This window comes from Mesorhizobium sp. Root552, from assembly GCF_001427285.1.
Classification (GTDB): domain Bacteria; phylum Pseudomonadota; class Alphaproteobacteria; order Rhizobiales; family Rhizobiaceae; genus Mesorhizobium.
In genome coordinates this window covers 24,705-51,617 of record NZ_LMFV01000012.1, presented here as the reverse complement: position 1 = coordinate 51,617, position 26,913 = coordinate 24,705, and the positions used below count along the sequence as shown (strand labels likewise).

Sequence of the window (26,913 nt, the reverse complement as noted above, 5' to 3'; positions counted from 1 at the left end):
TTCCGTTGGCTTCGCCGAAGGGCATGGACCTTTCCTGTTTGCATTGGATGGCAGTTGCAAATCCCCGCCCTCCCTTGCCGGGAGCGACCAAAGGCGCGCCCATTCGCCTGCGGCGGCACGGCACACGTGAACCTGCCGAGATTCCGGCCCTCATGTGTCGCGGCTCGGATACGTCGAACATCACGCGAGCGACGCCATCATCCGACGCGAGCGACCGTCTTCCACGTGCGCCCGACACCCAGCTTGCGCAGCGTCATATTTTGGATATAGAGTTCATTATATGGATATAAAATCTGACGCAGGCGGGCGACTGTCAATGCAACAGGGCGGCAAGCGGAGCCTCTGATGTCTTTTCTCGGCGACATGCTGGCTGCCATCACCGAGCGCGGCAAGGCGCTGGTCGATTTCAACGCCATCCCACAGGCGGCGACGCCCGTTGAGCAGCTGACCGCGCTTTGCGCAAGCCTGCTGTCGTCGCGCGGCGAAGCCGGCGCGCTGGCCACGGCCTCCGAGATTCTCGAACGTTATCGCAGCATGGACGCAGCCACGCGCCCGGCGTTCTTCCGCATGCTTCTGGACGAATTCGGCCCCGACATGGAGCCGCTGATCGCCGCGGCGCGGCGCTTCGCCTCGGCCCCCGACGAGCGTGCGGCGGAATCCCTGCACCATCTGTCGGAGCCGCGCCGGCAAAACCTCTTCCGCCTGCTCAATCAGACCTCGCGCGGCACGGCCGAGCTTATCGGGATGCGGGCCGACCTGCTCGCGCTGTTGCCGGATAACCGCGACCTCGATCCGGTCGACAAGGATTTCCAGCACCTGTTCCGATCCTGGTTCAATCGGGGCTTCCTGGAGCTGCGCCGTATCGACTGGGAGACCCCTGCGGCGATCCTCGAACGCATCATCCGCTACGAGGCAGTGCACGAGATCGAGGACTGGGACGACCTGCGGCGGCGCATCGACCCGCCCGACCGGCGCCTCTATGCCTTCTTCCATCCGCGCCTGCGTGACGAGCCGTTGATCTTCGTGGAAGTGGCGCTGGCCAAGGCTGCGGCCTCGTCGATCGACGCCATCCTCAGCCCTGACCGCAAGGTGATCCAGGCCGCGCAGGCCGACACGGCCGTGTTCTACTCCATCTCGGATTGCCAGCCCGGCTTGCGCGGCATCTCGTTCGGCAACTTCCTCATAAAGCAGGTGGTCGAGGAACTGCGTAACGAGCTGCCGCAACTCATCCGCTTCGTCACGCTGTCGCCGGTGCCTCTGTTCGCCCGCTGGCTGGCTAGGCAAGACACCGGCCGGCTCGGCATCGAGGCGATAGCCACGTCCGGCTGGTGGAAGAACCCGGAGACCGCTGCTGCGCTGGAGGAAAAGCTCGCGCCGCTGGCCGCCTGGTATCTCACCGGCCCACGCGACGCTTCGGGCCGCTTGCCTGATCCGGTCGCCCGCTTCCATCTCGGCAACGGCGCGCGGCTGGAACGCATCAATTTCCTGGCCAACACCGGCAATGCCGGCATGGCGTCGTCGCACGGCATCATGGTCAACTATCTTTACAAGCTCGACGAGATTGAGCGCAATCACGAGGCCTATGCTTCGGGCCAGCCGGTTGCCGTGTCCGCCGCGGTGCGCCGGCTCGCTGCGGCCGGCGGACGGCTGGTCGAATCAGCGATTATGGAGGGGATGAAGTCATGAACGGCAACCTGTTCGCCACCATGCGGGCCGCGATCGCCGATCCGGCGCGTCCGTTCCTGCACGCCGATGGCCGCAAGTCGCTGTCCTACGCCGACATGCTGGCGGCCTCGGCGCGCTATGCCAATGTTCTGGCGTCGCTGGGTGTGAAACCGGGCGACCGGGTCGCGGTGCAGACCGGCAAGCATGTCGACAGCGTCTGGCTCTATCTCGGATGCCTGCGGGCCGGTGCCGTCTACCTGCCGCTCAATCCGGCCTACACGCCAGCCGAGGTGAGCTACTTCGTCGGCGACGCCGAGCCTGCCCTGGTGGTGTGCGAGCCGGGTAGCCTCGCCACGCTGCGCGCCATACTTGGCGCGGCGGCCGGTCGCATCGAGACGCTGGACGCGGCCGGTACCGGCACGCTTCAGCAGTCGGTCCGCGACATGCCGGCGACCTTCGCCACCGTCGCGACCAGCCCTGACGACCTCGCCGCGATCCTCTACACCTCCGGCACGACGGGCCGCTCGAAGGGCGCGATGATCACCCACGAGAACCTGCGCTCCAACGCGATCGCCCTCGTCGAGAGCTGGCGCTTCAGCGCCGGCGACGTGCTCCTGCACGCCCTGCCTATCTTTCACACGCACGGGCTGTTCGTCGCCATCAACACGGTGATGCTGTCGGGTGCGTCGATGATATACCTGCCGAGGTTCGACATCGACGCGGTGATGGCGGCCCTGCCCCACGCCACCACGATGATGGGCGTGCCGACCTTCTACACCCGGCTGCTTGCCGACGGCCGCTTCGACCGCGCCGCCGCCAGCCACATGCGGCTGTTCGTGTCAGGCTCGGCGCCGCTGTCGGCCGAGACGCACCGCGCCTTCACCGCACGCACCAGCCACGCCATCCTAGAGCGCTACGGCATGACCGAGACCAACATGATCACCTCCAACCCCTATGATGGCGAGCGGCGCCCGGGCGCTGTCGGCTTCGCACTGCCGGGCATCACTGTGCGTATCGCCGATCCGGAGACGGGGACGGCGCTACCGCAGGGCGAGGTCGGCGTCATCGAGCTCAAGGGGCCGAATGTCTTCTCTGGCTATTGGCGCATGCCGGAGAAGACAGCACAGGAATTCCGCGCCGACGGCTTCTTCGTCACCGGTGACCTCGGCTATGTCGATCCTGACGGCTATTTCACCATCTCCGGCCGCGCCAAGGACCTGATTATCTCGGGCGGCTTCAACGTCTATCCGGCCGAGGTTGAGAACGCGCTCGACGCGCTGCCGTCGATCGGCGAGTCGGCGGTGATCGGCCTGCCGCATGCAGATTTCGGCGAGGCGGTGACGGCGGTGGTGACGGCGCGCGCCGGTCGCGCCGTGGACGAGGCCGCGATCCGCGGCGAGCTCGAAAGCGTGCTGGCCAAGTTCAAGATCCCGAAGCGGATACTGGTCAAGGACGCGCTGCCCCGCAACGCTATGGGCAAGATCCAGAAGAACGCCCTGCGCGAGGAATTCGCCGGACTCTACGCGAGCTGAGCAACCAGTCCGTCGCAACCCATCCTTCCCCGTCAGGGAGAGGAGCTTTTCGGCCACGCCGCCTGACGGGGTATTCGGCGTTACCCTATGAGGCACCCTATATATTGCGCTTCACCGGTTAGTCTGTATGGTGGATTTGTGCTGTAGATCATCAGCATGACAGCCACGGGCAGGAAGCAACCAACTCTTCGGTGCCGTCAGCCATCAAACAACTCAGCCCCGGTCGATGCCGGGGCTTTTTTACGACGCAGCTTGGCGATGCCCTGCTTCGGACAACACAAGACGGCGTTGCTATCTAGGTTCAGGCGCTACGAACAGCCCGAGCAGAGAGCCGTCAGGCGCTATCGCAAACAGCCTGTCACCATCCTGTCGCCAGCCGGTCACGGCACCCGCCTTGAGATGCATATGGAAATCCGGCTGGATGATATTGATGAAGCCCATCGCTGGTTTGACGGTTTCGATACGCCCGCGCCAACGCTGTTCGAAGCCTTCCCGATGGAAGCCGATGGTCGTCGCTTCGCCAGAGGCGGAGGCCCGGCTGAAAGGAAGAGCCCCTGGATCGCTTTCCACGACTTCACCGCGCTCGCCGGCGGGTTTGCCTGGGGCAGCTTCGAGCGGCGTGCCAGCGCCCAGGGACGCCAAGGCCGCGTCGAACGGTTCAATGCCTTCAAAGCCGACAACGCTGAACAAGACTGCATCGTCGGACGTCTGGAAGTCGATGCGGGGAAAGACTTTCTCGCCCATGCGTCCACTTCGGTCGGCAATAATGTTTGCGATCTCGCGCGGATCGATCCGGGAATCGTGTGAAGGCCCGGAAACTCTGATGAACAAGCCTTCGGACGACACGGCTTCTACCGGGCCGATTCTCTCGTGAGTGACGCCTCGTTCGCTGCTGGCAACCATAACCTTCCCCATCGAAGGCAGGGTCGCCAATACCCGTAGTGGCTCGATGTCCAATCGTTCGCGAGTTGGGGGTGTGCGTTCCATTGTCATGCGTCCTCCATCGTGCCGGCATGAATACCTGCAGGCTTGCTTCTGTCCAGGTCGACAATTCGCACGCCGCCAATGGCCTCCGGCGAACGATGTGAAACGATCACGAAGGTGGAGCCGGGCAAATCGTGGCGCAGGCGTTTGAGAAGATGGTTCTCCGCCCTGGTATCGAGAGCGCTCATCGCCTCGTCGAGAAATATCCAGGCCGGACGATGTAGGAACAAGCGCGCCAATGCCAGCCGCTGGTGTTCGCCTCCGGAAAGACCGTCGATCGGCATCGACATGCGTTCCGATGGGAAACCGGCCGCGGCGAGAGCGGCCTTGATGTCGCCGTCTGGCAAATCGCCTGCACTGCGCGGATATGCGACCGCATCGGCGATGCCGCCTAACGGGAGGTAGGGGTGTTGCGGCAGGAAAGTCGATGTGGTTGAGGGAACGACGAGACGGCCGCTCCCATATGGCCAGATAGCCGCCAGGGCTTTCAGCAAGGTTGTCTTGCCGATTCCCGAAGCCCCCTTTAGCCACACCGTCTCGCCGCGTTCGATATCAAGCCCCGGAACGTCGAGAAGCCGACGCCCTTGTGGCGTGGATAGGCTCAAGTTGGCGATGACAAGCTTGTCCGACGGCCCGATGGTGGCATGAATGCCACCTTGGGGATGTTTGTCCATTTCTTCGAGAAAACGTCCAAGCCGCGAGGATGCAGCGGCCAGCTCGGCGAGCGGACGATAGGCAAAGATAAACCACGACAGCGTGGTGACCACGCTCGAAAAGGCCGATCCTAGTTGCATGAGACTGCCGAACGTGAGGTTCCCGGCGAAGAAGACAGGCAATGCGAGGAAGATGGGGATGCGCAGAACCGTGCGGTGATAGGGGGCGGTGAACAGGGAAAGGATCAGTTCGCGGTTTATCAATTGCCGCCAGTTGGCGATAATGCCCGTAAAGCGCGTGTCGATTTCCTTGCGTTCGGATGGCTCTCCGTCAGACAGCGCTACGGCTTCGGCGTTCTCGCGCAAGCGGACAAGCGCGAAGCGATAGTCTGCCTCGCGGCGTTGCTGCCACACGTAGAGCTGCTTGAGCGGCCGTCCGAGCAGATGGGTAATTCCGCTGGACAGAGCGACATAGGCAAAGGCGGCCCAGACCATGTAGCGTGGCAACTCGGCGTCGATGCCGATAAAGGAAAGGTCGAGCGCGAAAGCCGAAAGGCTCCAGAGCAGGGCCACATACGAAAAAAGCGCCACGATGCGGGTGACAAGATCGAGCGACATCGAAATGATGCCGCTGGCCGAGCCGTGGTCCATGGTCGCGCCGGCAAGAAAGATGCGGCAGTCCTCGGCAATGCGCTGGTCGGGATTGTCGAGGTTGCTACCGTCGGCGCCGCGCTTCATACGCAGATACGCCTTGCCTTCCAGCCAACGGTCAAGAATTTGCGAGGTGAGCGCACCACGCCAGCGGATCTCAAGCAGCTTACGCAAGTAGGTCGACGACAGCCCGAGTGCAACCGCAACGAGGACGATGAGGCTGAAAATGCCGATCTGGCGCAGAGCTTCCGGCGCGTTTGCCTGCTGGAGCGCGTCGTAGAAGTCTTTTGTCCACGCGATCATGCGCAGCGAGACCGCGATGTCGGCCAATTCCAGCGCCAGCACGACGACATAGTATGCTATGCCGACTTTACCCCCTGGTCCCCGAATGCAGAGCTTCATGAGCCGGATGATGTGGCGCAACACCAGCATGGCTGTTCCTCACAAATACACAAATAAGCGTCAGCCACGGTAGGCATGGAGCCAGTGAGGCGGGCTGGCGACCAAGGGCAAGATGGAAAACCAAAATCCCCCGGGAGACCCCTCCCGAGGGATTTTGACTGCGGTCAATCAGAACGTTGCCTTGGCCGTCAGGAAGAAGGTCCGGCCCCACCCGGTTTCGATCGGGCTGCCCCCTGGAGGCGTGCTGAGAGCAGGGGAATAGGATTTGTCCAGCAGGTTCGAAACGTTGGCGGAAATCTCCAGGCCGTTGTCGAACTTGTAGTTGGCGAACAGGTCGACCAGGCCATAGCTGGGTTCGTAGGGCGAATCCCCCGGAGCGACATTGATCTCGCCGATATAGCTTTCGCTGACGACATAGGTGCGTGCGCCGACGGTCAACTTCTGGTCGAGGAATCGTGCACCGAGCGTTGCCGTGAGCATGTGCTCGGGCAGATAGCTCTGCGCCCCGAAGCCGTTCACTTGCGAAGGCAGGTCTGAGTGGGTGTATGTGTAGGCGAGGCTACCGAAATAGCCGCCTGAATCGTAGGCCGCCTGGATTTCCACGCCCTGCACTGTCGATGTGCCGGGCACGTTGGCAAAATGCGTTCCGCCGTCGAAATTGGCCACGACGTAATCTTCAATGCGGTTGTTGAAGTAGTTCGCCTTCAGGCCCAATCGGTCGCCATCAACCGCGAGATCGTCAAAATTGAAGTTGGCGCCCACTTCCCAGCCTCTCGATTTTTCCGGCAACAGGAAGGGATTGTGGAAGAAGAATTGGGGCGGTCCCATGCCTGGATGCTGGCCCCCGACGAAGACCTCGTTGATGGTGGGCGGCCGTGACGTGTGGGCATAGGTCACGTAGGGCTGGAACCACGGAACGGGGTTCAGCGCCAGCGTGATGCTGGGATTGAAGCGGCCCTCGGAGCGGTCGACCGTGAATGGGCCGCCCGGCATGCCGTACGGATTTGTCGGCGAAATGGAGCCGGTTCCGGTCAAGCTGGAATGATCGTAGCGCAGTCCAAGCGTCAGATCCGCGATGCCGTAGATGAACTGGGTGGAAGAAAACAGGCTGTAGTTCGCGCTGTTGCCCGGCCCGTTCACGCCGCGACCCGGTACCGCCGTACTGTTCACGACATCGTAGTCGTCGGCAAAATACTCGAGGCCGTAGTTCATCTTGACGGCGACGTCGCCGACCGAAAAGCGTGACGTGTTGCTGATGTCGAAGCCGGTGCCGACATCGCGAATGTCGCGTCCGGCATTCGAGCCTGTCGTGGCGGGCCTGTCATACAGCATTTCCAGATCGCTGTAGTAGGCGTTGATCCTCAAATCGACCCAGTCGTTACCTGGTGTGTAGGCGTAGTTCGCCGTGAAGATGCGCGAACCGATGGTCTGGTAATAGGAGTTCGCCATGAAATCGTTGTTGTAGAGATTGGCGCCGAGCTTGAGCGAGTGCTCCTCGTTTGGGGTGAATTCGGCCTTGAACAGGCCGGAAATCTGATCCTGTTCCGTGAAATTGACGGTCTGGCCGTCGGCATTCTTGTAGTTGCCGGGATCGCGCTTGCTGATGCCGCCGAGCACGGCGAAGGTGTCGTTGAAACGATAGGCCCCGATAGCGGATTCCGACCATCCACCGTTGTTCGTCCCGTAGGTGACGGATGCGATGCCGCCATAATTCTTGCCATCGCTGATAAGGTCTTCGACATCATAGGTGCGGAAATTGGCCGAACCCATGAGTGCGTTGCCGCCGCCTACACCTGAAACGTAACCTCTGCTGATGTCGATGCCGCTCAGGAAAGCCGGATCGACATAGACGAAGCCCTGCGCTTCATGGCCGGTGAAGCGGAAATTCTGCCGCACGCCATCGACCATCATGTTGACGCGGCCGGACCCTTCCATGCCGCGAATATTCACTGCGACGCCTGGGTTTTGCACATTGTCACGTGTGGCCGCACCCGGAGTTGCCCGGATGACGTCATCGATGTTCTTGTTGCCGAATTGCTCGATCTCGTCGGCAGTGACGTGGCTGACCGGAGCAGTCGTCCTGTACGGATCTCCAACGCCGTCGCCGTACAGAATGATCGGAGACAGATAGGTCGCGCTCTTTTTCTTCGCTGGTTCCTCGCTCGTCGTGGTCGGCTTTTCTTTGTCGGGCTCTGCTTGCTGTTGCGCAAACGCCGCCGACGACAACGCAAACGAGATTGCCGTGCATATCAAAAGTGCTGGCCTGCTGAATTTTATCATGAGCCCCACTCCTTGAATCTCCCACAGCCGCACAGGCCGAAAGACATGTCCCAAGGCTCGATATCTAAACATGAGTATAAGAGTCAAGAATAATTTGACTGACCCAACCTATTGGAAAAATAGAATAATTCTAAACTAGACTATTTGACTCATGAATTAGAAACGATGCTCCTGGGTTCTGAGTCTCGTACGAAGGCCCTTATTCCGCCCTAACCTCGGCAATCGCAACGCGCCGACCTGACCGCGCATTGAAAGTGACCACAACGCACCATCCTCCCCCAATCTTCCGGATCAAAAACAGTGTCGGTGGGAACATGCCGCCTATCGGACAATACGTTGAAAAAGGGCATGTTCTGGCCGGCCTGAGATCAGCCTCCTGTCAGGCCATGATGCGGGAAAGGCGGGGCGGCCACAGCGAGCCTGGTTCCGAAAGTGCCCTTCCTTGGCGGCCCTATTCGCAAGCAGCCTTGACGCGCGTCAAGGCTGCTGCTACCTGTCGCGTTAATGGGACGTTTTTAATACCTATCGGGACAAAATAAGTCCCATATACGGAGGCATACCGATGCGAAGTGAACCGGTTCTGACGTCAAAGGACAGTATGAACTCGGTGCTGAGTGTGCCCTGGGCGGCAACGCTCGATTTGAGGTCGGGCGCTCTATGGCCGCCTTCGCACGTTGTCACGTGCCGCCTCAGCGATATGGCGGGCCGCTATGCTGACCGCGCCGCGGAGCAGGAATTGTTGAACCAATCTGATCCGCTGATCTACCGGGCAGACGAGATCCTCGCGCCGGAAACGCGAGGCGAACTGCACACCAGCGTCACCGTGGTTTTTCCAGGTAAGATTGGTGACGAATACTTCATGAGCAAGGGCCACTACCAGGTCGATGATGCTGCGGTGAAGGTCTATCTGGCCGTCTCCGGCACAGGCTACATGCTGATGCAGAACGCGAAGGGCGATACCATGGAGGTCCCCATGGCGCCGGGTACGATCGTCTATTGTGCCGCAGGCTGGGCGCAGCGAACCGTCAATGTCGGCAACGATCCATTCGCCTACTTCAAATACTGGCCAGCGGATGGAGGTCACGACTACGAGCGCGTCGTTCGAGAAGGCGGCTTTCTCAAGCGGGTCGTCGAGCGCAACGGTCGCCCGCAAGTCATAGATGCAAAAGATATCTGATCGCGCAAATGATGCTTGAGCAATCGGCGAGCAGGTTAAACCGCATAAAGAATCCAATAGTAATCAGGGAGGAAGAATGATGTATAAGAAAATAACCACAGCAATCGCGTTCGCAACCACTCTCACATTGCTACCTGCAGCGCTCGCTACCGGTTCCGGTACGGCCGCCGCTGACGAGCCACTGAAGGTTTCGTGGATTTTGTCCAAGGCAGCGGCGCAAGCCGACCACCGGGCTCTCGATGGCTTCAACAGCTACATCAAGGAAAACAATTTGAACTGGACCGTCGACGTATCCGACGGCAAGGGGTCACCGGCCACAGCCGCCGAACTCCTTGAAAATGCAGTTCAACGCGGTTCTTCGGTAATCATCCTGTCGATGGTTGACATGCGTGCCTCACAGGCGTCGCTTGATAGTGCAAGCGCGGCCAAGATCCCGGTGTTCACCATCGATGCCGGTTGGACGCCTGGCGTGGTCGTCGACATTACCGCCAACAACTTCGCCATGGGCGCGATCATCAACGCCTACATGGCCGATCGCCTGGGTGGAAAAGGCGGCGTGATCGCCTTCAAGGAAAACTCCCACCACGGCGTGCGCAAGCGCGGCAAGGAATTCGACGTCGTCATGGGCGAGGCACCCGGCATCAAGGTTCTTGCCGATCATCAGATCGATGTCACCAATTTCTACGCCGATTCCAAGAATGCGATGGAGGATTTCATCACCCGCTTTGGCGATGAGGTCAACGGCGTGTTCGCCGGCTGGGACGAGCCCGCAATGGCCGCAGCCGATGCGATCAAGGAGGCCGGGCTGAAGAATGCGTTCGTGGTCGGCATCGATGGAAACACGGCCGCGATGAAGTACATCCGGGACGGCGGCCCGTTCGTGGCGACGGTCGCGCAACCGTTCGAGAAGATGGGCTCGCAAACTGGCCAGTACATCTCTGACATCGTTGTCAATGGAAAGGACCCGGACACCGTCATACCGGTCAAGCAGGTTTACCTGCCAACCTGCCTGATCACGGCGCAGAATGTGCCCCCGGAAGGCGAGCTGCCGTGGAAGGCATGTGAGTGACCCCTTCGACAAAAGCGAAGTAGGGTTGTTCACATAAGGAACGTCTACTGCACGTCTCCCGAAACCGAGAACCCGTTTCGGGAGACGTGCACGACGTACAGAGCCAGAGCGTGCAAGGCGGCTGCAAAAGATCGCGACACGCTTTGGTTTTCGAGACCGAGATTGCTTCCGCGCAATACGGTACACTAGCCGACCAACAGGCGTGGACACTTCGGCATGAGCACAGTGGAAACAGACCTTGTTGCCTCCGACGCAATTTTCCAGGCGCAAGACATTTGCAAGCAGTTTGGCCCGGTCCGTGCGCTCAACAACGTCAATTTGACGGTCCGTAGAGGCGAAGTGCACGCGCTCCTGGGTCAAAACGGCGCCGGCAAATCTACTTTGGTCAAGATAATTGCCGGCGCCGAACGCCCCGATGGCGGTCGGCTTCTGGTGGATGGCGAACCCTTGCGAGCCGGAGACCCTGACGCCGCGGTCAGCCGCCGCGTCGCTTACGTCAGCCAGGAAGGCAGTCTCAATCCCGGTTTCACCGTCCCGGAGAATGTCTTTCTCGGACGGGAAAAGACACGCTTCGGACTGCTGGACCGTAAACGTATGCTTAGAGAGGTTGAAGAGGTCCTGGCCGAGTTTGGCCTCGACCTGGATCTGCACCATGAGGTACGAGCCCTCGATCCGGCCAAGCGAAAGCTTGCCGAGATCGTACGCGCGCTTGCGCTGAGGCCACGGCTGCTCGTCCTTGATGAGCCAACCGCCGCGTTGCCGCAACCGGATGTCGATCATCTGTTGTCGATTATCCGCCAATTGGCCGAAAGCGGCATCGGCGTGCTGTTCATCTCGCACTATCTGAGCGAAATTTTTTCCGTGGCTTCCACGGCAACCGTGCTGCGCGACGGCGAACTGGTTTGGACCGGGCCGATGAGTTCGACCAACGCCACCGCGCTGGTCCGCCACATGATCGGAAACGAGGTTGAGGCCGTGGCGCCGCCAAGAGGCGACGCGATCGCCGGCGCACCGGCTTTGGAAGTGCAGAACCTGTCCACTGCGGATGGCCGAGTGCAAAGTGCGAGCCTTGCAGCGCACTCCGGCCGTGTTCTTGGCATTTTCGGCGTCGTAGGTGCCGGCAAGAGCGAATTGCTCGAGGCGATTTTCGGACTGCACCCGAAAACCGGCGGCGAGATCAGCCTCGGAGGTCAAAAGGTCGACCGGTGGGGCCCGCGCGAAGCTATCAGGGCCGGCATGGCCCTTGTTCCCAAAGACAGGTTGTCCAAGGCACTGCTGGCCGGTCGCAGTATCGCGTGGAACGTCGCAATGCCGTACTGGAACAGCCTGAGCCGCGGATTTTCTATTGGCAGCCGGGAAGCCAGGCTGGGCGACGAAGTCATTTCCGAACTGGGTATTGCCGCCCCGGGCAGCCACACCTTGGTCGAACATCTGAGTGGCGGCAACAAGCAGAAGGTTTCGGTTGGCAGGTGGCTCGGCACGCACTCCGCTGCCCGCATCTTCCTGTTCGACGAACCTACCCAGGGGCTGGACGTTGGCGCACGTGCAGGGGTGTACCGGCTCATGCGCAATCTGGCCGACAATGGCGCATCGATCATCGTCGCCTCGTCGGATCTCGAAGAAGTGCTGGCGATTAGCGATGACGTCACTGTCATCAAGAACGGCAAGACAACTGACTTGAACGAAAATGAAAGCCGTGAGGCTGCAGCGGTTCTGGCCGCGGCAACTTGACGAAGCCGTCTTCCGTGACGGCGTAAAACGGTTGAGGATGGATGATGACAAAGACTGTCGATGCGGCGCGGGATACCGAGTCGCCGGCCCGATCGGACAAGGGCCCGCAGCGGAACCAACAGATGGCGAACATGAGCCTGGCCGAAGGGCTCCGCCGGTATGGTACCTTGCTGGCATTGCTCGTGATCTGCGTTCTGCTCGCACTGACAACGCCCCGCTTCCTCACTGTCAGCAATCTGTCAACGGTGCTGGTTCAGCTTTCCATGCTGGTGGTGGTGGCAAGCGGCCTCACCGTTGTCGTCGCTTCCGGCGAATTCGACCTTTCGGTGGGTGCGGTCGCAGGCCTCGCGGGCGTCCTGACCACCGGCCTGCTCGCTCATCTGGGAACCGACGTTGGGCCGGCGGTTGGAGCCGGCGTTGCGGTGGGGGCGGTCGTTGGACTGCTCAACGGCATTCTGGTTGCAGTTGTCGGGCTGCCCAGCCTCATCGCCACCTTGGGGATGATCTCGGTCGTTACGGGTCTGAACCAATGGTACACCCAAGGCCAGGCCGTTTACGGGGGGCTGCCGGACAGCTTCGCCGTATTGGGTCGAGGCGCATTGTTCGGCATTCCGGTTCCGATCCTCATCATGCTGGCAATTGTCGTCATTTCCTACATTCTGCTCGAGCGCTCGGCGACGGGTCGGCACCTCTATACGATCGGCGACAACAAGGACGTCGCCCGGCTTGCCGGCATTTCGGTTCGCTGGAACAAGATCTTTGCTCTGGTCTTCTGCGGGGCTTGTGCTGGGCTGGCAGGCGTCATCATGGCCTCCCGTCTCGGCTCAGGCCAGCCGGCGGCAGGCGATCACTTTCTCATGGACGGTCTGGCCGCCGTATTCCTTGGCATGACGGCTTTTTCCCTCGGACAGGCAAACCTGCGCGGCACTGTGGTCGGCGCCCTCATCATCGGTGTGCTTCGCAATGGCTTCAATCTTCTGGGCTGGCCCTACTACATTCAGGACATCGCTATGGGCGTCATCATGATTGGTGCCATCACCGTCGCCGCCTCCAAGGGAGCCGTGCGGATGCCCAGCGTTACGGCAATGTTCAAATGAACTGCACTTGCCGTATCTTGGCCGGGTCTAAAGCAACGTTAACGGTGGCACGATGACAGGCGCGGCGACGCTCGGCCTCGACTTCGGCACGGGTTCCGGCCGTGTCGTCATGATCGACCTAAACACCGGCGGCGGCGTCACCGAGCATACGGTCGGCTATCAACGAGGTTTTCTTGACGAGACGACAGCGCCGCAGATGAAGCTTGCGCCCAACTCGGCCATCCAGGACCCTGCCGACTTCATCCATGCAGCGGAAAAGTTGCTGAGCTGGGCGGCTCGGGCCGCAGCCGACCTTGGCTTCGAAATTCACCCCATCGGCATTTCGGCCACATCCTGCACCATACTCCCCACCTTGCTCGATGGCACTCCATTGTTGCACACGCCAGCCTTTGCAGGTCGGCCGCACGCTTTCGCCAAGCTCTGGAAGCATCATGCGGCAGATCACTACGCAAAGCGGATTGCGGCGGCCCGCCCGAGCTTTCTGGGGCGATACAACAACCAGACGAGTTCCGAATGGTCTTTGGCAAAAGCCTGGCAGACGATGGCTGAAGACCCCGCGCTGTGGCAAGCGACAGAACGCTGGATCGACGCCGGTGATTGGATCGTGTGGCAACTCACGGGTAGGGAAACGCGCTCGGCAAGCCATGCCGGATGCAAGAACCATTGGCAGCCGGATTTCGGCGGCTATCCGGAAGCAGGCAGCCTCGAAGCAATACAGCCCGGACTTGGAAGTTGGCTCGACAAGCTGGCGCCGCCCCATCCGCTTGGCACTTCGGCGGGTCCGCTGACGCGACGCTGGCAGGACGTGACAGGCATCGGCTCTGCAGCGCTCGTGGGGGTCGCCATGGTTGACGCCGAGGCGGCTGTGCTGGGTTCGGACGTCAGCACGCCCGGCATATTGGTCGCCGCAGCAGGGACGTCGACCTGCCACATGAGCCTGTCGGCACAACCGACGCCGGTGGCAGGGATCGAAAGCCTGGTCTATGGCGGCGCCGTGGACGGGCTATACGACTACTCTACTGGTCAGGCGGCCAGCGGGGATATGCTGGCGTGGCTATCGAGAATGCTGGCCTTTGGCGGCAGATCCAGCCCCGAAGCAGTTCTTGAAACACTTGTCCAAGAGCTTGAAGGGTCAGTTAGCCCAAGCCCGATCCAGGTGATGGACTGGTGGAACGGCTGCAGGACGCCTCTGGGACAAGCGGACCTTGGCGGCATTGTTGCCAACATCAAGACGACAACCACGCCGGTCGAAATCTACCGGGCCATGCTGGAGGCAGGAGCGATGGGCATGCGTTATGCTTATGACCTCCATCGCCAGGCCGGGCCTATCCACGAGATTCGCATAACCGGGGGAATGGCCAGGTTCCCTGCCATCATGCAGATCTATGCGGATGTCATGGGTCAAACGGTCCGAGCCAACTCGACGGTGCTGGGCTCCGCCCGTGGGGCCGCCATTTCTGCCGCGAAAGCAGCCGAATGGGTCGTGCCCATCATCCTCGGCTATACCGACTACGAGCCGCGCGAGAGCGAACGCTACGGCGAACACTACCGGCAGTATTGCCGGCATATCGAACAGGCATCGGCGTCAACGTCTTGACGGCATGTTCATCGCGAAACGCTCTCGTCGGAGAGAATGGCGCGCGCCGTCGCTTCGTCGGTGACCAGAATGTGCTGCAAACCAGTGTTGAGAAGTGATCTTATCGCCGCCGCTTTTGACGTGCCGCCGCCGACTGCGATCACATGGGCTGCATGACTCAAATCCTCCAGCCGCATCCCGACCCCACCCGCTGCTTCCACCACCTTACCTTTGATGTCGAAGAAGTAGCCGAGGGACTCGCTGACGGCCCCACGCTGTTCAAGGGTCTTGATCCGTGCGGTGGGAAACTTACGGCGCGCGGCAACGCTTTTTAGCGTTCCGACACCTTGCACCACGACGGTCGCCGAACGGATGAAATCGAAAATCTCACGGATGGCAGGCTGCGCGTCGAGCAGGATGCTGACCGATTGTTCACCAAGGTCGCTTGGCAGATGCAACAGGCGGTACTTTGCGCCCAGCGCCCGGGCAAATTGGGCAACGACAGTGTTGGCTTCCGTTTCCAGCGCATCCCCCAGTCCGCCGCCGGTCGGAGCGATCGTAACACCGGGGTAATCCTTGTGGCTGAAAAGATGTCGTGCCACGTCTGCCAGCGTAGATCCCCCGCTGACGGCAACCACATCCTCAGGACCGAGAACTTCCAGAATGGCCTCGCCAGCCGCCCGCGCCAAGGCATCGCGCGCAACCACCTCCGTCTCGGAATCGCCCGGAACGATGAATACGCGTCGCAAGGAGAACTCCGCGGCCAGCCTGCGCTGCAGGCTGCGCAATTGCTGAAGTTCCGAAACGATCTGTGCAAGATCGGCAAGGATTTGGCGGCCGGCTGCAGATAATGACACGCCAGACCCGCCCAACTCGGCCAGTCCGATCTCCCGAAGAATCTCGACTTCCGATCTGGTGATGCGCTCGGACCAGCCCAGCCGGTCGGACAGGATACGGCGACCGACCGGTTCGCCTGCCGCCACGGCACGCAGCACGGTGTAGCGTCGCTCGACCAACTCCGCCATCTCTGGCGCTACCGACATGAGCACCGACAACGGACTTTGCATTGGCTTATCCGGGAGTTGCGATGGGATAGAACGTCTGATCCGAAATTAGGCCCGTTCTGTCAACCGGTTATGCTGAGGCAAGGCAATCGCTTCGAATGCCGGATTCACGAGATGATTACGCTAGTTGAGTAGCTGGCGTGTCCGGGATCAGCGCCTATGGCTCAGAATTGAGGGCGTGATTGACGGACAGCATGTTCAGAAGCGGTATATCAACCGGGTCAAAGCGGAAAACTCGATAGCTTTTCGAAGCGTACGAGAGGCGATGTCGATCGGTTTGTCGCTAGCAAAGTGTCGGAATGGCCTTCATTCGACAGTGGGGCATGCTCTTCAAGCGCCATCAAGAGCTGGCGGGTCAAACTTGGCAAGCGAGAAGGTGTCCAACGCCTCGTCACCGGGTTCATGAACACGATGCAGGTCGACGCCACCTTAATCAAGTTTTGAAAGAAGGCCCTCGTCATATTGGGACTTTTAAGCCGATCGAAAAAACGGAACTGTCCGACCTGGCGCCGATTACTTGCCGTCTGGTTATGATCGAGAAATTTAGGAAGTGAATGGGGCCAATCAGACGATGCGCATATGGCTTCTCATCTCCTTGCCGATTTCTATTAACAACTGCCAATAACCCTCTAAACATTCAACTCACATGAATCATTTTTTCATTTTAGAAAACTCCCATATTGCCCGTAGCATAGCGTGAGCATACCGTAAGCTGGCCAGACAAGAGCCGTGCGAAGCTCAACGCACTGCAATCGTGGAAACAATGGATTGAGGAATAGCAATGCCCGCCTGTGTAGCCGAGCAGACGCAATGGGACGATGTCGATCTTCACTTCATGGCTCGCGCTATTCGACTCGCAAACGGGGCCCAAGGAACGACCGCGCCTAACCCGCCAGTCGGCTGTGTTATTGTCCGGGAAAATGTAGTGATCGCTGAAGGCGCGACTGGTCCTGGTGGGCGTCCTCATGCCGAAGCAAATGCACTTAGTTGCATCAATCACGAGGCCAATGGCGCCACCGCTTATGTGACGCTTGAACCCTGTTGTCACCACGGCGAAACGCCGCCTTGCAGTAACGCCCTGGTGGCTTCGGGCGTTAATCGGGTCGTAATCGCAGTAGCGACAGACCCTGATCCGCGCGTTAGTGGCCGTGGTGTTTCGGAATTACGACAAGCCGGTGTACGCGTAGACTGTGGATGCCTCGAGCAAGAGGCTTTGGATACGTTAGCTGGCTTTTTCCATCTTACACGAACGGGCCGACCCCTAGCCGTAATGGCGAATGCGGGTGGATTGGATTGTGACGACGCTCGTCAAATGGCCGAGACGATACGAACCTGCGACGCGACATTGGTGGTAAAGACGGCAAGAGACGATGAGCAATTGGCTTTGAATTGGATCAATACAACTTTGAGAATGATCGGCCAGGATCGCTTGGTCCGTGTATTGTCCGCAGCACCCCACGATCTTATTACAATGATGGATGGCGAATTGGACGCGTGTGGCCGGCTGGGCCTTACTCGCGTACTGGTCGTATCGTCAAAATCACATGCACGGGAGTTGGTTCTATCCGCGCGAGTCATGCCAGTCGCTGAGCAAGTTCATGGATCAAAAGCACGAGAATCGTTCCCCTATGTGGATCGCCATGAAACACTCTGTCCGAATGTTTGCCCACATCCCCAGCGCCCTTGGTAACTGCCGCTCGGCCAGCAGTTAAATCCGGCGTATCACATCTGTTCAGATCATCATTTCACAGTAGCCTGTACATCACGCGATCAATCGGTTGCCGGACATGGCAAGGGCGATATGTCGGCGAGAAAGATGGTCGTAGTCTACAAGATCGATCGACTGACCCGGTCTCTGATGGACTTCTCCAGGATCGTCGAGGTCTTCGATGCCAATGACGTATCATTTGTGTCTGTAACGCAGCAGTTCAACACTACCACCTCCATGGGCAGGCTAACACTCAATGTCTTGTTGTCCTTTGCCCAGTTCGAACGGGAGGTCACGGCAGAGCGCATCCGAGACAAAGTTGCCGCCTCCCGCAAGAAGGGTATGTGGATGGGTGGTTCAGTGCCGTTCGGCTATCGGGCAATTGACAAAAAGCTGGTCATTGACCCCGAAGCTGAAAGGAAGGTTCGATCGATCTTCAGCCGCTATCTCGAACTCAAATCCGTCTTTCTCCTGCTGGACGAACTGAACTCGGGTGACCGCGACGAGGCCGGGGCGTCAACATCGGACCCACAGCAGCGGACAATCTACTCGCGCGGCATGCTTTATCACCTGCTGGCCAATCCAGTTTACATCGGTAAGGCCAGACACAGAGACAAGATTTACGATGGTGAGCATCAACCCATCATTGACGATGAGACCTTCGCCATGGCTCAGGCAATTTTGAAGGCCCAGGCGCCTCATCGCAAAAGCAGAAACCGCAGCCAAAGCCTGCATCTGCTGACCGGCCTGCTCTTTGATGAAACCGGCGATCGGTTAAGTCCGGTGTTCACCACCAAAGGTGAAAAACGCTTTCGCTATTATGTCTCCCACCGCCTTGAGACCGGAAGACGAACCGATCCGACAGGATGGCGGCTGCCAGCTGAGGAACTGGAACAAACCGTTCTTCATCAACTGGACGTGATCCTTCGCGATGAGGTCCGCTTGTCAAAATGGGCCAGCACACTATCGCCGTCAGTCCGCATTGAAACCGTGATTGCCAAGGCAACCCAACTTCGTGAAGCGCTACCAGCAGCATCCCATGTTGAGTGCGCCAAGATGCTGAAGACCCTGTTTCGATCGATCTGCATCAGGCCCGGCGCCATGGTGTTGGAGGTCAATCCCCATGCTGTGTTCGAAGCGAGCCATGATATCGATGACAACCACCATGACGGGCAGGAACAACAATCGGTGACACTCCCAATACCGTTTACGCTCCGGCGCAGGGGTTTTGAGTCCAAGCTTGTTCTGGAAGGTCCCTACGCCCGCCAAAAACCTGACGACAGTCTCATCGACCTATTGGCAAAGGCCCATCTCCTGCTCGGCATGCTGACTGATGGCTCCGGTCGCACCATTGCCGATGTGGCAAACACCACCCGCATTCATGTTGCCGATGTCAGCCGTATCCTTCCCCTCGCCTTCCTCGCGCCGAAGATAACCGACGCCATCCTACGTGGCCGCCAGCCAGTCGACCTCACCGTTCGCGCGCTGGCACGGGACGATCTTCCGATCCTGTGGGCCGATCAGCGCCAGCAGTTCGCCATCCAGGCCAGCAACTAAGCAGATCCAGGCAACTGTCCAACCATCAACGCTGAAATCTATTGGGCACGCTCCGTACCCGAAAGAGACGATCCACCAATTTGGCCCAAAACCCAGCCCCAAAGCGCGTCTCTTGTCCAACAGATTGGCGCAACCGACCACTAAGCTTCGGAAATGACGAGGCCTTTCAACCGTCGTGCCGAAAGCTGCCAAACGGACTGACTGAGTGGTGATGGGACAGTCACACAAACTCTAGACCAATAGTTCTTTCCTAAACGACCGGAATGTTTTTCGAATTCCGTCTCTAAAAGAGCGCCATGATGGTTACGCGCGGAAATGTGAGAATCTCCTCAACAGAGACGGCGCATTTTCAAACTATTGGTACGGGTTTCGCTTAAAAGAGTGGTTCAAGTCTCTAAAATATCCAATAATAACAATGACTTAGTGGTGATCCCGACAGGAATCGAACCTGTGACCTACAGATTAGGAATCTGCCGCTCTATCCTACTGAGCTACGGGACCACTCGGGCAGACACATAGCGGCTTGCAGCCGCTTCGCCAAGTCAAAGCCGGCCGAAAAATCCGGCCCGCCTGCAAAATAGAACCCTGCCGCCGGCCGCGCCTCACGCCGCCAGCGCCGTCTCCGTCAGCTTCACCCAATAGCTCACGCCATGCGCGATCGCCTCGTCGTTGAAGTCATAGGCCGGATGGTGCAGACCGGCGGTGGCGCCGTTGCCGATGAAGATGAAGGCACCGGGCCGCGCTTCCAGCATGTAGGAAAAGTCCTCGCCGCCCATCACCGGCGGCATGGCGCGATGTACCTGGCTCTCGCCGGCGACGCTTGCGGCGATGTCGCTGGCAAAGGCGGTCTCGCCCGGGTGATTGAAGGTCACCGGATAATTGGCGTCGAAATCGAGTTCGACCGTCACACCGTACGTCGCCGCCACGCCTGCGCAGATCGCGCGCACCCGCTCCTCGGCCAGCTTGGCCACTTCCTTCTTCAGCGTGCGCACCGTGCCGGCCAGCTCCGCCTGTTCGGGAATGACGTTATAGGCGTCGCCCGCGTGGAACTTGGTTATCGACACCACCACTGCCTCGACCGGATCGACATTGCGCGACGCAATCGTCTGCAGCGCACCGACGAGCTGGCTTCCGATGACAATCGGATCGAGCGTGCCGTGAGGCATCGCTGCATGGCCGCCGCGTCCCTTGATGCGGATGGTGAGTTCCGCCGTCGCCGCCATGATCGGGCCGGGGCGGATGGCGAACTGGCCCACCGGCAAGCCGGGCATGTTGTGCATGCCGAACACCTTGCTGATGCCGAAACGGTCCATCAGCCCGTCCTTGACCATCTCGTTGCCGCCGCCGCCGCCTTCTTCCGCCGGTTGGAAGATCACCGCCACCGTGCCGGCGAAGTTGCGCGTTTCGGCAAGGTACTTGGCGGCGCCGAGCAACATGGCGGTGTGCCCGTCATGGCCGCAGGCATGCATCTTGCCGGCAACCGTCGAAGCATAGGGCTTGCCGGTGATCTCGTGGATGGGCAACGCATCCATGTCGGCCCTCAGCCCAATCGTCGTCCCGTTGCCGAGATTGCCCTTGATGACGCCCACGACGCCGGTCTTGCCCAACCCCGTCACCACGTCGTCGCAGCCGAACTCCTTCAGCTTGCCGGTGACGAAGGCCGCCGTTTCGAAGACGTCGAAGTTCAGCTCGGGCGTCTGGTGCAGGTGTCGGCGCCAGCCGGCGACTTCATCCTGCAGTTCGGCGGCGCGGTTCAGGATCGGCATGTTTGTCACACTCGCTTGGTGGCCAAGCCTCAAGGCCTGCCATAATTGTGAAAGGCTCAACCTTTGCCATGTTGATGTCACATAGGCTAAATAGCAACTGCGCGAAAGCTGCCGGGCGGCCCCCAACGGCAGGCTGGCAATTCCGTGCGGAAATCTTAGAAAGCCGCAGGCGGCTACGGCAAGAGGCGATTTCGAATTTCACGATGACAAGCACGCATTTCCTGAAAAGCGCACTGTTCGGCGCGCTTGCGCTCGCTGCGTCCGCCGCGCCGGCGCTCGCCAATCCCACCCTTCTGTTCGACCTGAACAACGGCCAGGTCCTGAAGCATGAGGATGCGTTCAAGCGCTGGTATCCGGCGTCGCTGACCAAGCTGATGACCGCTTACGTCACCTTCCGGGCGCTCGAAGCCGGTGAAGTTGCACTGGATTCGCCGATCAAGATGACCAGGACCGCCGTCAACCAGCCGCCCAGCAAGATGGGCTTCAAGGCTGGCCAGGTCATGCGCCTCGACAACGCCTTGAAGATGATGCTGGTCAAGTCGGCCAACGACGTCGCCATGGCAATTGGCGAAAACATTGGCGGCTCGCAGGCCGAATTTGCCCGGCGCATGAACGCGGAGGCCGCGCGCATCGGCATGGTGAACAGCCATTTCGTCAATCCCAACGGCCTGTTTTCGCCGGACCAGTACATCACCGCGCATGATCTCGGCATGCTCGTCACCGCCTTGCGCCGGGATTTCCCGCAATACACCTCCTGGTATGGCATCGAAGGCCTCGCCGTCGGCAAGAAGGCCATCCCCAACTACAATCTGCTGGTCGGCCGCTACCCCGGCGCCGACGGCATGAAGACGGGCTTCGTCTGCGAATCGGGCTTCAACCTGATCGGCTCGGCCACCCGCAACGGCCGAACCCTGGTTGCCGTGGTGCTGGGCGAGCAATCCGGCATCACGCGTGCCGAAAAAGTGGCCAAGATGCTCGACGGCGGTTTTGCAACGCAAGGCGGCTCCACCACGCTTGCTGCGCTGCCGAGCTATGGCGACACCACCTCGTTTACCGACATGCGCGCCGAAATCTGCGAAAAGAAACCGGCGGCGGAACTTTCCGAGGCCGCGCCCGCCGAGAAGAAGGATGCGCCGAAGTCGGTCTTCCGGCAAAAACTCGTCAATCCGACGCTGGTCGCGGTCGGGCTGGGCGGAGCAACCGGCCCGTTGCCCAAGGCGATGATCGGCAAGGTCGAATATGCCGACGTGCCGGTTCCGAGCTGGCGCCCGGACATGCCGCCGCCGGCCGGCACCGAAACCACCGCGCAAGGCGGCTGAGCACCGGTAAAATGGCCAGTTTTCCCATACCCGTCTCGGTCATCACCGGCTTCCTCGGCGCCGGCAAGACGACGCTGCTCAACCGTCTCCTGAAAGATCCGGCGCTTGTCGACACCGCCGTCATCATCAACGAGTTCGGCGATGTCTCGATCGACCACCTTCTGGTCGAGCAGGCGTCCGACGGCATCATCGAATTGTCCGACGGCTGCCTGTGCTGCACGGTGCGCGGCGAACTGGTCGACACGCTGGCCGAACTGATCGACCGCTTGCAGACCGGCCGCATCAGCCGGCTTTCGCGCGTCATCATCGAAACCACCGGACTGGCCGATCCCGCACCTGTGCTGCAGTCGATCATGGCGCACCCGGTTCTGGTGCAGGCGTTCCGGCTCGACGGCGTCGTTACGATGGTCGATGCCGTCAATGGCGCGGCCACGCTCGATGCCCATGTCGAGGCGGTGAAGCAGGCGGCGGTCGCCGACCGCATCGTCATCACCAAGACCGATCTTGTTGCCGACAAAAGCGAACTGGCAGCGTTGCATGCCCGCCTGCGCCAGCTCAACCCCGGCGCACCGCTGCTCGATGTCGGCAAGGCCGGCATTTCCGAACTGTTCGACTGCGGCCTCTACAACCCTGCCACCAAGTCGGCCGACGTCCGCCGCTGGCTGGGCGAGGCTGCCGAAGACCACGACCATGATCACGACCATCATGATCATGGCCACCACGATCACGCGCATCACCATCACCGCCATGATTCGCGCGTGCGCACCGATACGCTGGTCCACGACGGCCCCTTGCCGTTCTCGTCCATCGAGATGTTTCTCGACTTGTTGCGCTCCACCCATGGCGAGCAGCTTTTGCGCATGAAGGGCATCATCGAGCTGGCCGACGACCCGTCGAAGCCGCTGGTGGTGCACGGGGTCCAGAAAATCCTGCATCCGCCGGCCCGCCTGCCCGCCTGGCCGGACGACCGGCGTGGCGCCCGGCTGGTTCTGATCACGATGGACATGCCGCAGGATTACGTCCAGCGGCTTTTCGCGGCCCTCACCAACAAGCCGGCCATCGACACGCCGGACCGCGCGGCGCTAGAAAACAATCCGCTCGCCATCGCCGGCCGCTAGTGCATGTCTCCCGAAAGCGGGAACCGGTTTCGGGACAAAGACATGCATAAAATCAAGGAGCTAAAGCGCGTGAAGCGAATCTGAAAGATCGCGACACGCTTTAGCGGCGCTGTTTCGCCCCAGCGGCAACGGCGTCAGCGCCAATCTCCGTTCTTGCGGGGGTCAACAACCACTATGCGCCAGTGAAGTCATCGTGCCGGCGGCACGATGAAAGGCCAGCGAACGCCGGTGCGCAGCGCAGGCAGCAGCGCCCAACCGCTCCGCTTCGTCATCCCGTAACCGGCTGAAGCAAGGCGTCCCAACTTCGTCATCCCGGAATTCCCTTTCGTGCGGAGCGAGAAAGGAATATCCGGGATCCATTCCGTGACATTGCGGCACTACTCTGGGCACCAGCGCGCTTACTCTCCCCTTTTGATGAGGAGGCTCGATCCGGTTGCCGATCGAGTGCCTCGTCAGGCACCCCCCCTCTGGCCTGCCGGCCATCTCCCCCTGAAGGGGGGAGATCACGCGATTGCCATGCTTTCATCCGGTACTGAGGTCACAGAGGCGGCTGTAAGCTTGAAGCTGCCGATCTCCCCCTTGAGGGGGAGATGGCCGGCAGGCCAGAGGGGGGTGTTGTTCTTGTGAAGATTCTGATCGCGTAGTGGACAAATCACGCCTCCCCACAAAATCCTTCACCCCGCTTATCCCCACCGTCTCCATCTCCCGCATACTCGCTGCCATCGCCCTTGCGGGAGACCTGGTGCGCACCGGGTATCAGGGAAGGGCGTCGGTGCCGGATTGGTCGCATGACGGTGTGCNCTGGTGCGCACCGGGTATCAGGGAAGGGCGTCGGTGCCGGATTGGTCGCATGACGGTGTGCGGCTGGGTGATGAGCCCCCAAGTCCGGGCCTCGACTGAGCMAGCGGGCCGCATTGGACGGCAGCGCCCCCTCAGGGAGGCAAGACCACCGGACGGGCGGCCGCAAGGCCGCACTATCTATCTAAACGAGCGACCGAACGGCCGCCCGTCCTCCCGACCTCTCAGATGAGGTCAGTTCTTTGACAATGGCCAGACGGCTTTAGCCGGGCGTGGCAACCATAAAGCACGCCCGACCTCTCAGATGAGGTCAGTTCTTTGACAATGGCCAGACGGCTTTAGCCGGGCGTGGCAACCATAAAGCACGAACTCCGATAGCCGTCTGGCCATCCGGGGTCCCCGCCAGCGACGAGCGTTAGCGAGGAGCTTAAGGGCGGGGCAAAAGACTCCCAGACGGCTTTAGCCGGGCGTGGCGATGAGGAAACGCGTCGGCCCAACTACAAACCGGCCCTGCACCATCGCCATGCGGGCAACCAGTCGCTAACTTCCGAAGCTTGCAACAGGGAGCAGACAGACATGGCCGACATCACCATCCGCCCGCTCGAGCAATCCGATCATGCCGACTGGCGCCGGCTATGGACCGACTACCTGACTTTCTACGAAACCAAACTGCCGGACGAGGTCTACGCCAAGACCTGGGAGCGTCTGTTCGCGCCCGGCGAGTTCGAGCCCAAGGGCTTCATCGCCCTCCTCGACGGCAAGGCGGTCGGACTGACGCACTACCTCTATCACCGCTCAGGCTGGTCGCTGGTCAACAACTGCTACTTGCAGGACCTGTTCTCCGCCCCGGCAGCGCGCGGCAAGGGCGTCGGCGCGGCGTTGATCGAAGCGGTGCGCAACGAGGCGGCCAAGACCGGCGTCACCAATGTCTACTGGATGACGCACGAAACCAACGCCACCGCACGCCGTCTCTACGATCACGTTGCACGAAGGACGGGTTTCATCGAATACGATCTTCTGTAGTGGCAGGCACAGAGATTTTAGCCGGATTCGAAGACACGGATTTTGCCAAAAGTGCAGATGAGCACTTTAGTGCCGCAACGCCTGTGACAGCCCAAAGCAAATGCAGCGGCCATTGATGCTTGTGCCTGTTTTTCCTACGAGTCCTGAAATGCTCGCTGTCGAGATATTCCGGCAAGGACATCTTACCTTTGGCGACATTGCATGCTCGGCAAGCTGGAATTGTCAGATAGCCGCCACGGTGTGCCTTGGGAATAACGTGGTCTCGCGTGCCAAGAGTAAGGGGCTGCGGATTACCTTGGCCGGACTTTCGCCTCGTCGGAATCCCACAATAGGCGCACCAATTGCGCCTGTCGTCGTTCCACCAGCTTGCATCGAAGCAAGCCACCGACCGCATCAGCTGCTCAATAGGCTGCAATCCCATATGTCCACGATAGCGGTTTCTGCTCTAAGATAGAGTGAGCGACAAAATGAGAATTTTATAAATCGATGTTCATTCCCTTCTTCCTCGAATTGAAAGCCGCCAAGGTTCCCGTTTCCTTGCGGGAGTATCTTTCGCTGCTGGAAGGGCTGGAGGCAGGGCTCGTCGACTACGACGTGGAGGGCTTTTACTACCTCGCCCGTTCGGCGCTGGTGAAGGACGAGCGCCATATCGACCGATTCGACCGCGTCTTTGCCCATGTCTTCAAAGGCATCGAAGCACTGTCCGGCGAAACCCCGGTAGATGTGGCGGAAATTCCCGAGGAATGGCTGCGCAAGCTCGCCGAAAAGCATCTCAGCGACGAGGAGAAGAAGCTGATCGAGGCGATGGGCGGCTTCGACAGACTGATGGAAACGCTGAAGAAGCGGCTGGAGGAACAGAAGGGGCGCCACCAGGGCGGTTCGAAATGGATCGCTACCGCCGGCACCTCGCCTTTCGGGGCCTATGGCTACAATCCCAAGGGCGTGCGCATCGGCCAGGACGGCAGCCGCAACCGGCGCGCCGTCAAGGTGTGGGACAAGCGCGAGTTCCGCAATTTCGACGACAGCGTCGAGCTTGGCACGCGCAACATCAAGGTGGCTTTGAAGCGGTTGCGGCGCTGGGTGCGCGACGGCGCGGAAGAAGAGTTCGATCTTTCCGGCACCATCCATGCCACCGCCGAGCATGGCTATCTCGACGTCAGGACGCGGCCGGAACGGCGCAACGCCGTCAAGCTCTTGATGTTCTTCGATGTCGGCGGCTCGATGGACGACCATATCAAGACCGTCGAGGAGCTGTTTTCAGCGGCGCGGGCGGAATTTCGCCAGCTCGAATATTTCTACTTCCACAATTGCCTCTACGAGGGCGTGTGGAAGGACAATCGGCGGCGGCGCTCGGAAACAATCTCCACCTTTGACCTGATCCGCAAATACGGGTCGGACTACAAGGTTGTGTTTGTCGGCGACGCCTCGATGAGCCCTTACGAGATTGTCCAGCCGGGCGGTTCGGTCGAGCACTGGAACGAGGAATCAGGCGCGGCGTGGCTCTCTCGCGTGCTTGCCCAGTGGCCGAATGCGATCTGGCTCAACCCCACCTCCGAGAAGCATTGGGCCTATACGCATTCGATCGGCCTGATGCGCGACATCTTCGGCAACCGCATGTTCCCGCTTACGCTCGCCGGACTTGAATCCGCGACGCGGGAATTGTCGCGCAAGCACTGAACGCGCTGGGCAGCCGCGTAACGAATGCCTATCTTTGGACGAAGAGACGGCGAGAACTTTGGCCGC

18 protein-coding genes and 1 tRNA gene are annotated in these 26,913 nt (G+C 60.3%); 14 read left to right on the top strand and 5 right to left on the bottom strand.

Features of this window, described 5'->3' with window-relative positions; genetic code table 11:
• Nucleotides 1-363 precede the first annotated feature (363 nt).
• From ASD50_RS06590 to ASD50_RS23790, 3 genes are all read left to right on the top strand, one after another.
• A complete protein-coding gene (locus ASD50_RS06590) occupies nt 364-1,686 on the top strand; it encodes a malonyl-CoA decarboxylase (RefSeq protein WP_244484451.1) in 1,323 nt (440 codons plus the stop codon).
• Nucleotides 1,683-3,197 carry a malonate--CoA ligase gene (locus tag ASD50_RS06585; RefSeq protein ID WP_056237768.1) on the top strand — a complete coding sequence of 505 codons (1,515 nt, stop codon included), beginning with the start codon at nt 1,683-1,685 and terminating at the stop codon, nt 3,195-3,197. The genes ASD50_RS06590 and ASD50_RS06585 overlap by 4 nt, the downstream gene beginning before the upstream one ends.
• Nucleotides 3,198-3,602: 405 nt before the next feature.
• Nucleotides 3,603-4,004, top strand: coding sequence for a hypothetical protein (locus tag ASD50_RS23790; protein WP_244484450.1), 402 nt, complete (start codon nt 3,603-3,605; stop codon nt 4,002-4,004).
• Nucleotides 4,005-4,186: 182 nt separating this feature from the next.
• Here ASD50_RS23790 and ASD50_RS06575 read toward each other — a convergent pair whose 3' ends face one another.
• Nucleotides 4,187-5,917 carry an ABC transporter ATP-binding protein/permease gene (locus ASD50_RS06575; RefSeq protein WP_056237760.1) on the bottom strand — a complete coding sequence of 577 codons (1,731 nt, stop codon included), beginning with the start codon at nt 5,915-5,917 and terminating at the stop codon, nt 4,187-4,189.
• 138 nt (nt 5,918-6,055) lie between these two features.
• Nucleotides 6,056-8,167, bottom strand: a complete 2,112-nt coding sequence (locus tag ASD50_RS06570; protein ID WP_056237757.1) for a TonB-dependent receptor domain-containing protein — start codon at nt 8,165-8,167, stop codon at nt 6,056-6,058.
• Nucleotides 8,168-8,729: 562 nt separating this feature from the next.
• On the opposite strand from ASD50_RS06570, the gene ASD50_RS06565 reads away from it, so the two are divergent.
• The 5 genes from ASD50_RS06565 (at nt 8,730) to ASD50_RS06545 (ending at nt 14,838) form a co-directional block, all read left to right on the top strand.
• A complete protein-coding gene (locus ASD50_RS06565; protein WP_082549516.1) occupies nt 8,730-9,344 on the top strand; it encodes a glucose-6-phosphate isomerase family protein in 615 nt (204 codons plus the stop codon).
• Between the two features lie 79 nt (nt 9,345-9,423).
• Nucleotides 9,424-10,413 carry a sugar ABC transporter substrate-binding protein gene (locus ASD50_RS06560; protein ID WP_056237747.1) on the top strand — a complete coding sequence of 330 codons (990 nt, stop codon included), beginning with the start codon at nt 9,424-9,426 and terminating at the stop codon, nt 10,411-10,413.
• Nucleotides 10,414-10,629: 216 nt separating this feature from the next.
• Nucleotides 10,630-12,144, top strand: a complete 1,515-nt coding sequence (locus tag ASD50_RS06555) for a sugar ABC transporter ATP-binding protein (RefSeq protein WP_056237743.1) — start codon at nt 10,630-10,632, stop codon at nt 12,142-12,144.
• 122 nt (nt 12,145-12,266) lie between these two features.
• Nucleotides 12,267-13,241, top strand: coding sequence for an ABC transporter permease (locus tag ASD50_RS06550; RefSeq protein ID WP_162251991.1), 975 nt, complete (start codon nt 12,267-12,269; stop codon nt 13,239-13,241).
• Nucleotides 13,242-13,293: 52 nt separating this feature from the next.
• Nucleotides 13,294-14,838 (top strand): FGGY-family carbohydrate kinase, encoded by a 1,545-nt coding sequence (locus ASD50_RS06545; RefSeq protein ID WP_056237733.1) that lies wholly within the window; start codon nt 13,294-13,296, stop codon nt 14,836-14,838.
• 8 nt (nt 14,839-14,846) lie between these two features.
• Here the strand turns inward: ASD50_RS06545 and ASD50_RS06540 are convergent, their stop codons facing one another.
• Entirely contained in the window at nt 14,847-15,884 is a 1,038-nt protein-coding gene (locus tag ASD50_RS06540; RefSeq protein ID WP_056237728.1) for a sugar-binding transcriptional regulator, read from the bottom strand.
• 778 nt (nt 15,885-16,662) lie between these two features.
• Here ASD50_RS06540 and ribD point away from each other — a divergent pair.
• Together ribD and ASD50_RS06535 are read left to right on the top strand one after the other, a co-directional pair.
• Entirely contained in the window at nt 16,663-17,571 is a 909-nt protein-coding gene (ribD, locus tag ASD50_RS22330; protein ID WP_082549514.1) for a bifunctional diaminohydroxyphosphoribosylaminopyrimidine deaminase/5-amino-6-(5-phosphoribosylamino)uracil reductase RibD, read from the top strand.
• 126 nt (nt 17,572-17,697) lie between these two features.
• Nucleotides 17,698-19,146, top strand: coding sequence for a recombinase family protein (locus ASD50_RS06535; protein ID WP_056237723.1), 1,449 nt, complete (start codon nt 17,698-17,700; stop codon nt 19,144-19,146).
• Nucleotides 19,147-19,570: 424 nt separating this feature from the next.
• Here ASD50_RS06535 and ASD50_RS06530 read toward each other — a convergent pair.
• Together ASD50_RS06530 and ASD50_RS06525 are read right to left on the bottom strand one after the other, a co-directional pair.
• Nucleotides 19,571-19,647: transfer RNA gene (locus tag ASD50_RS06530), tRNA-Arg, on the bottom strand.
• Between the two features lie 101 nt (nt 19,648-19,748).
• Complete coding sequence (locus tag ASD50_RS06525; RefSeq protein ID WP_056237720.1) at nt 19,749-20,912, bottom strand: M20 aminoacylase family protein; 1,164 nt, start codon at nt 20,910-20,912, stop codon at nt 19,749-19,751.
• A gap of 203 nt (nt 20,913-21,115) precedes the next feature.
• Between ASD50_RS06525 and ASD50_RS06520 the strand changes: the two genes are divergently transcribed.
• From ASD50_RS06520 to ASD50_RS06505, 4 genes are all read left to right on the top strand, one after another.
• The gene (locus ASD50_RS06520; RefSeq protein ID WP_056237717.1) at nt 21,116-22,231 is read left to right on the top strand and encodes a D-alanyl-D-alanine carboxypeptidase family protein; all 1,116 of its coding nucleotides are present in this window, start codon (nt 21,116-21,118) and stop codon (nt 22,229-22,231) included.
• 11 nt (nt 22,232-22,242) lie between these two features.
• Nucleotides 22,243-23,349: a CobW family GTP-binding protein gene (locus ASD50_RS06515; RefSeq protein ID WP_056237713.1), complete on the top strand. Its 1,107-nt coding sequence runs from the start codon at nt 22,243-22,245 to the stop codon at nt 23,347-23,349.
• A gap of 1,374 nt (nt 23,350-24,723) precedes the next feature.
• Nucleotides 24,724-25,170 carry a GNAT family N-acetyltransferase gene (locus ASD50_RS06510; protein WP_056237711.1) on the top strand — a complete coding sequence of 149 codons (447 nt, stop codon included), beginning with the start codon at nt 24,724-24,726 and terminating at the stop codon, nt 25,168-25,170.
• A gap of 486 nt (nt 25,171-25,656) precedes the next feature.
• The gene (locus ASD50_RS06505; RefSeq protein ID WP_056237706.1) at nt 25,657-26,847 is read left to right on the top strand and encodes a vWA domain-containing protein; all 1,191 of its coding nucleotides are present in this window, start codon (nt 25,657-25,659) and stop codon (nt 26,845-26,847) included.
• The last annotated feature ends 66 nt before the right edge of the window (nt 26,848-26,913 follow it).

Coding starts and splice junctions, on each gene's coding strand:
- ASD50_RS23790 (WP_244484450.1), top strand. CDS start 3,603: ATGGAAATCCGGCTGGATGATATTGATGAAGCCCATCGCTGGTTTGAC.
- ASD50_RS06550 (WP_162251991.1), top strand. CDS start 12,267: ATGGCGAACATGAGCCTGGCCGAAGGGCTCCGCCGGTATGGTACCTTG.
- ASD50_RS06555 (WP_056237743.1), top strand. CDS start 10,630: ATGAGCACAGTGGAAACAGACCTTGTTGCCTCCGACGCAATTTTCCAG.
- ASD50_RS06590 (WP_244484451.1), top strand. CDS start 364: ATGCTGGCTGCCATCACCGAGCGCGGCAAGGCGCTGGTCGATTTCAAC.
- ASD50_RS06570 (WP_056237757.1), bottom strand. CDS start 8,167: ATGATAAAATTCAGCAGGCCAGCACTTTTGATATGCACGGCAATCTCG.
- ASD50_RS06515 (WP_056237713.1), top strand. CDS start 22,243: ATGGCCAGTTTTCCCATACCCGTCTCGGTCATCACCGGCTTCCTCGGC.
- ASD50_RS06525 (WP_056237720.1), bottom strand. CDS start 20,912: ATGCCGATCCTGAACCGCGCCGCCGAACTGCAGGATGAAGTCGCCGGC.
- ASD50_RS06540 (WP_056237728.1), bottom strand. CDS start 15,884: ATGCAAAGTCCGTTGTCGGTGCTCATGTCGGTAGCGCCAGAGATGGCG.
- ribD (WP_082549514.1), top strand. CDS start 16,663: ATGCCCGCCTGTGTAGCCGAGCAGACGCAATGGGACGATGTCGATCTT.
- ASD50_RS06520 (WP_056237717.1), top strand. CDS start 21,116: ATGACAAGCACGCATTTCCTGAAAAGCGCACTGTTCGGCGCGCTTGCG.
- ASD50_RS06510 (WP_056237711.1), top strand. CDS start 24,724: ATGGCCGACATCACCATCCGCCCGCTCGAGCAATCCGATCATGCCGAC.
- ASD50_RS06585 (WP_056237768.1), top strand. CDS start 1,683: ATGAACGGCAACCTGTTCGCCACCATGCGGGCCGCGATCGCCGATCCG.
- ASD50_RS06575 (WP_056237760.1), bottom strand. CDS start 5,917: ATGCTGGTGTTGCGCCACATCATCCGGCTCATGAAGCTCTGCATTCGG.
- ASD50_RS06535 (WP_056237723.1), top strand. CDS start 17,698: ATGGTCGTAGTCTACAAGATCGATCGACTGACCCGGTCTCTGATGGAC.
- ASD50_RS06565 (WP_082549516.1), top strand. CDS start 8,730: ATGCGAAGTGAACCGGTTCTGACGTCAAAGGACAGTATGAACTCGGTG.
- ASD50_RS06560 (WP_056237747.1), top strand. CDS start 9,424: ATGTATAAGAAAATAACCACAGCAATCGCGTTCGCAACCACTCTCACA.
- ASD50_RS06545 (WP_056237733.1), top strand. CDS start 13,294: ATGACAGGCGCGGCGACGCTCGGCCTCGACTTCGGCACGGGTTCCGGC.
- ASD50_RS06505 (WP_056237706.1), top strand. CDS start 25,657: ATGTTCATTCCCTTCTTCCTCGAATTGAAAGCCGCCAAGGTTCCCGTT.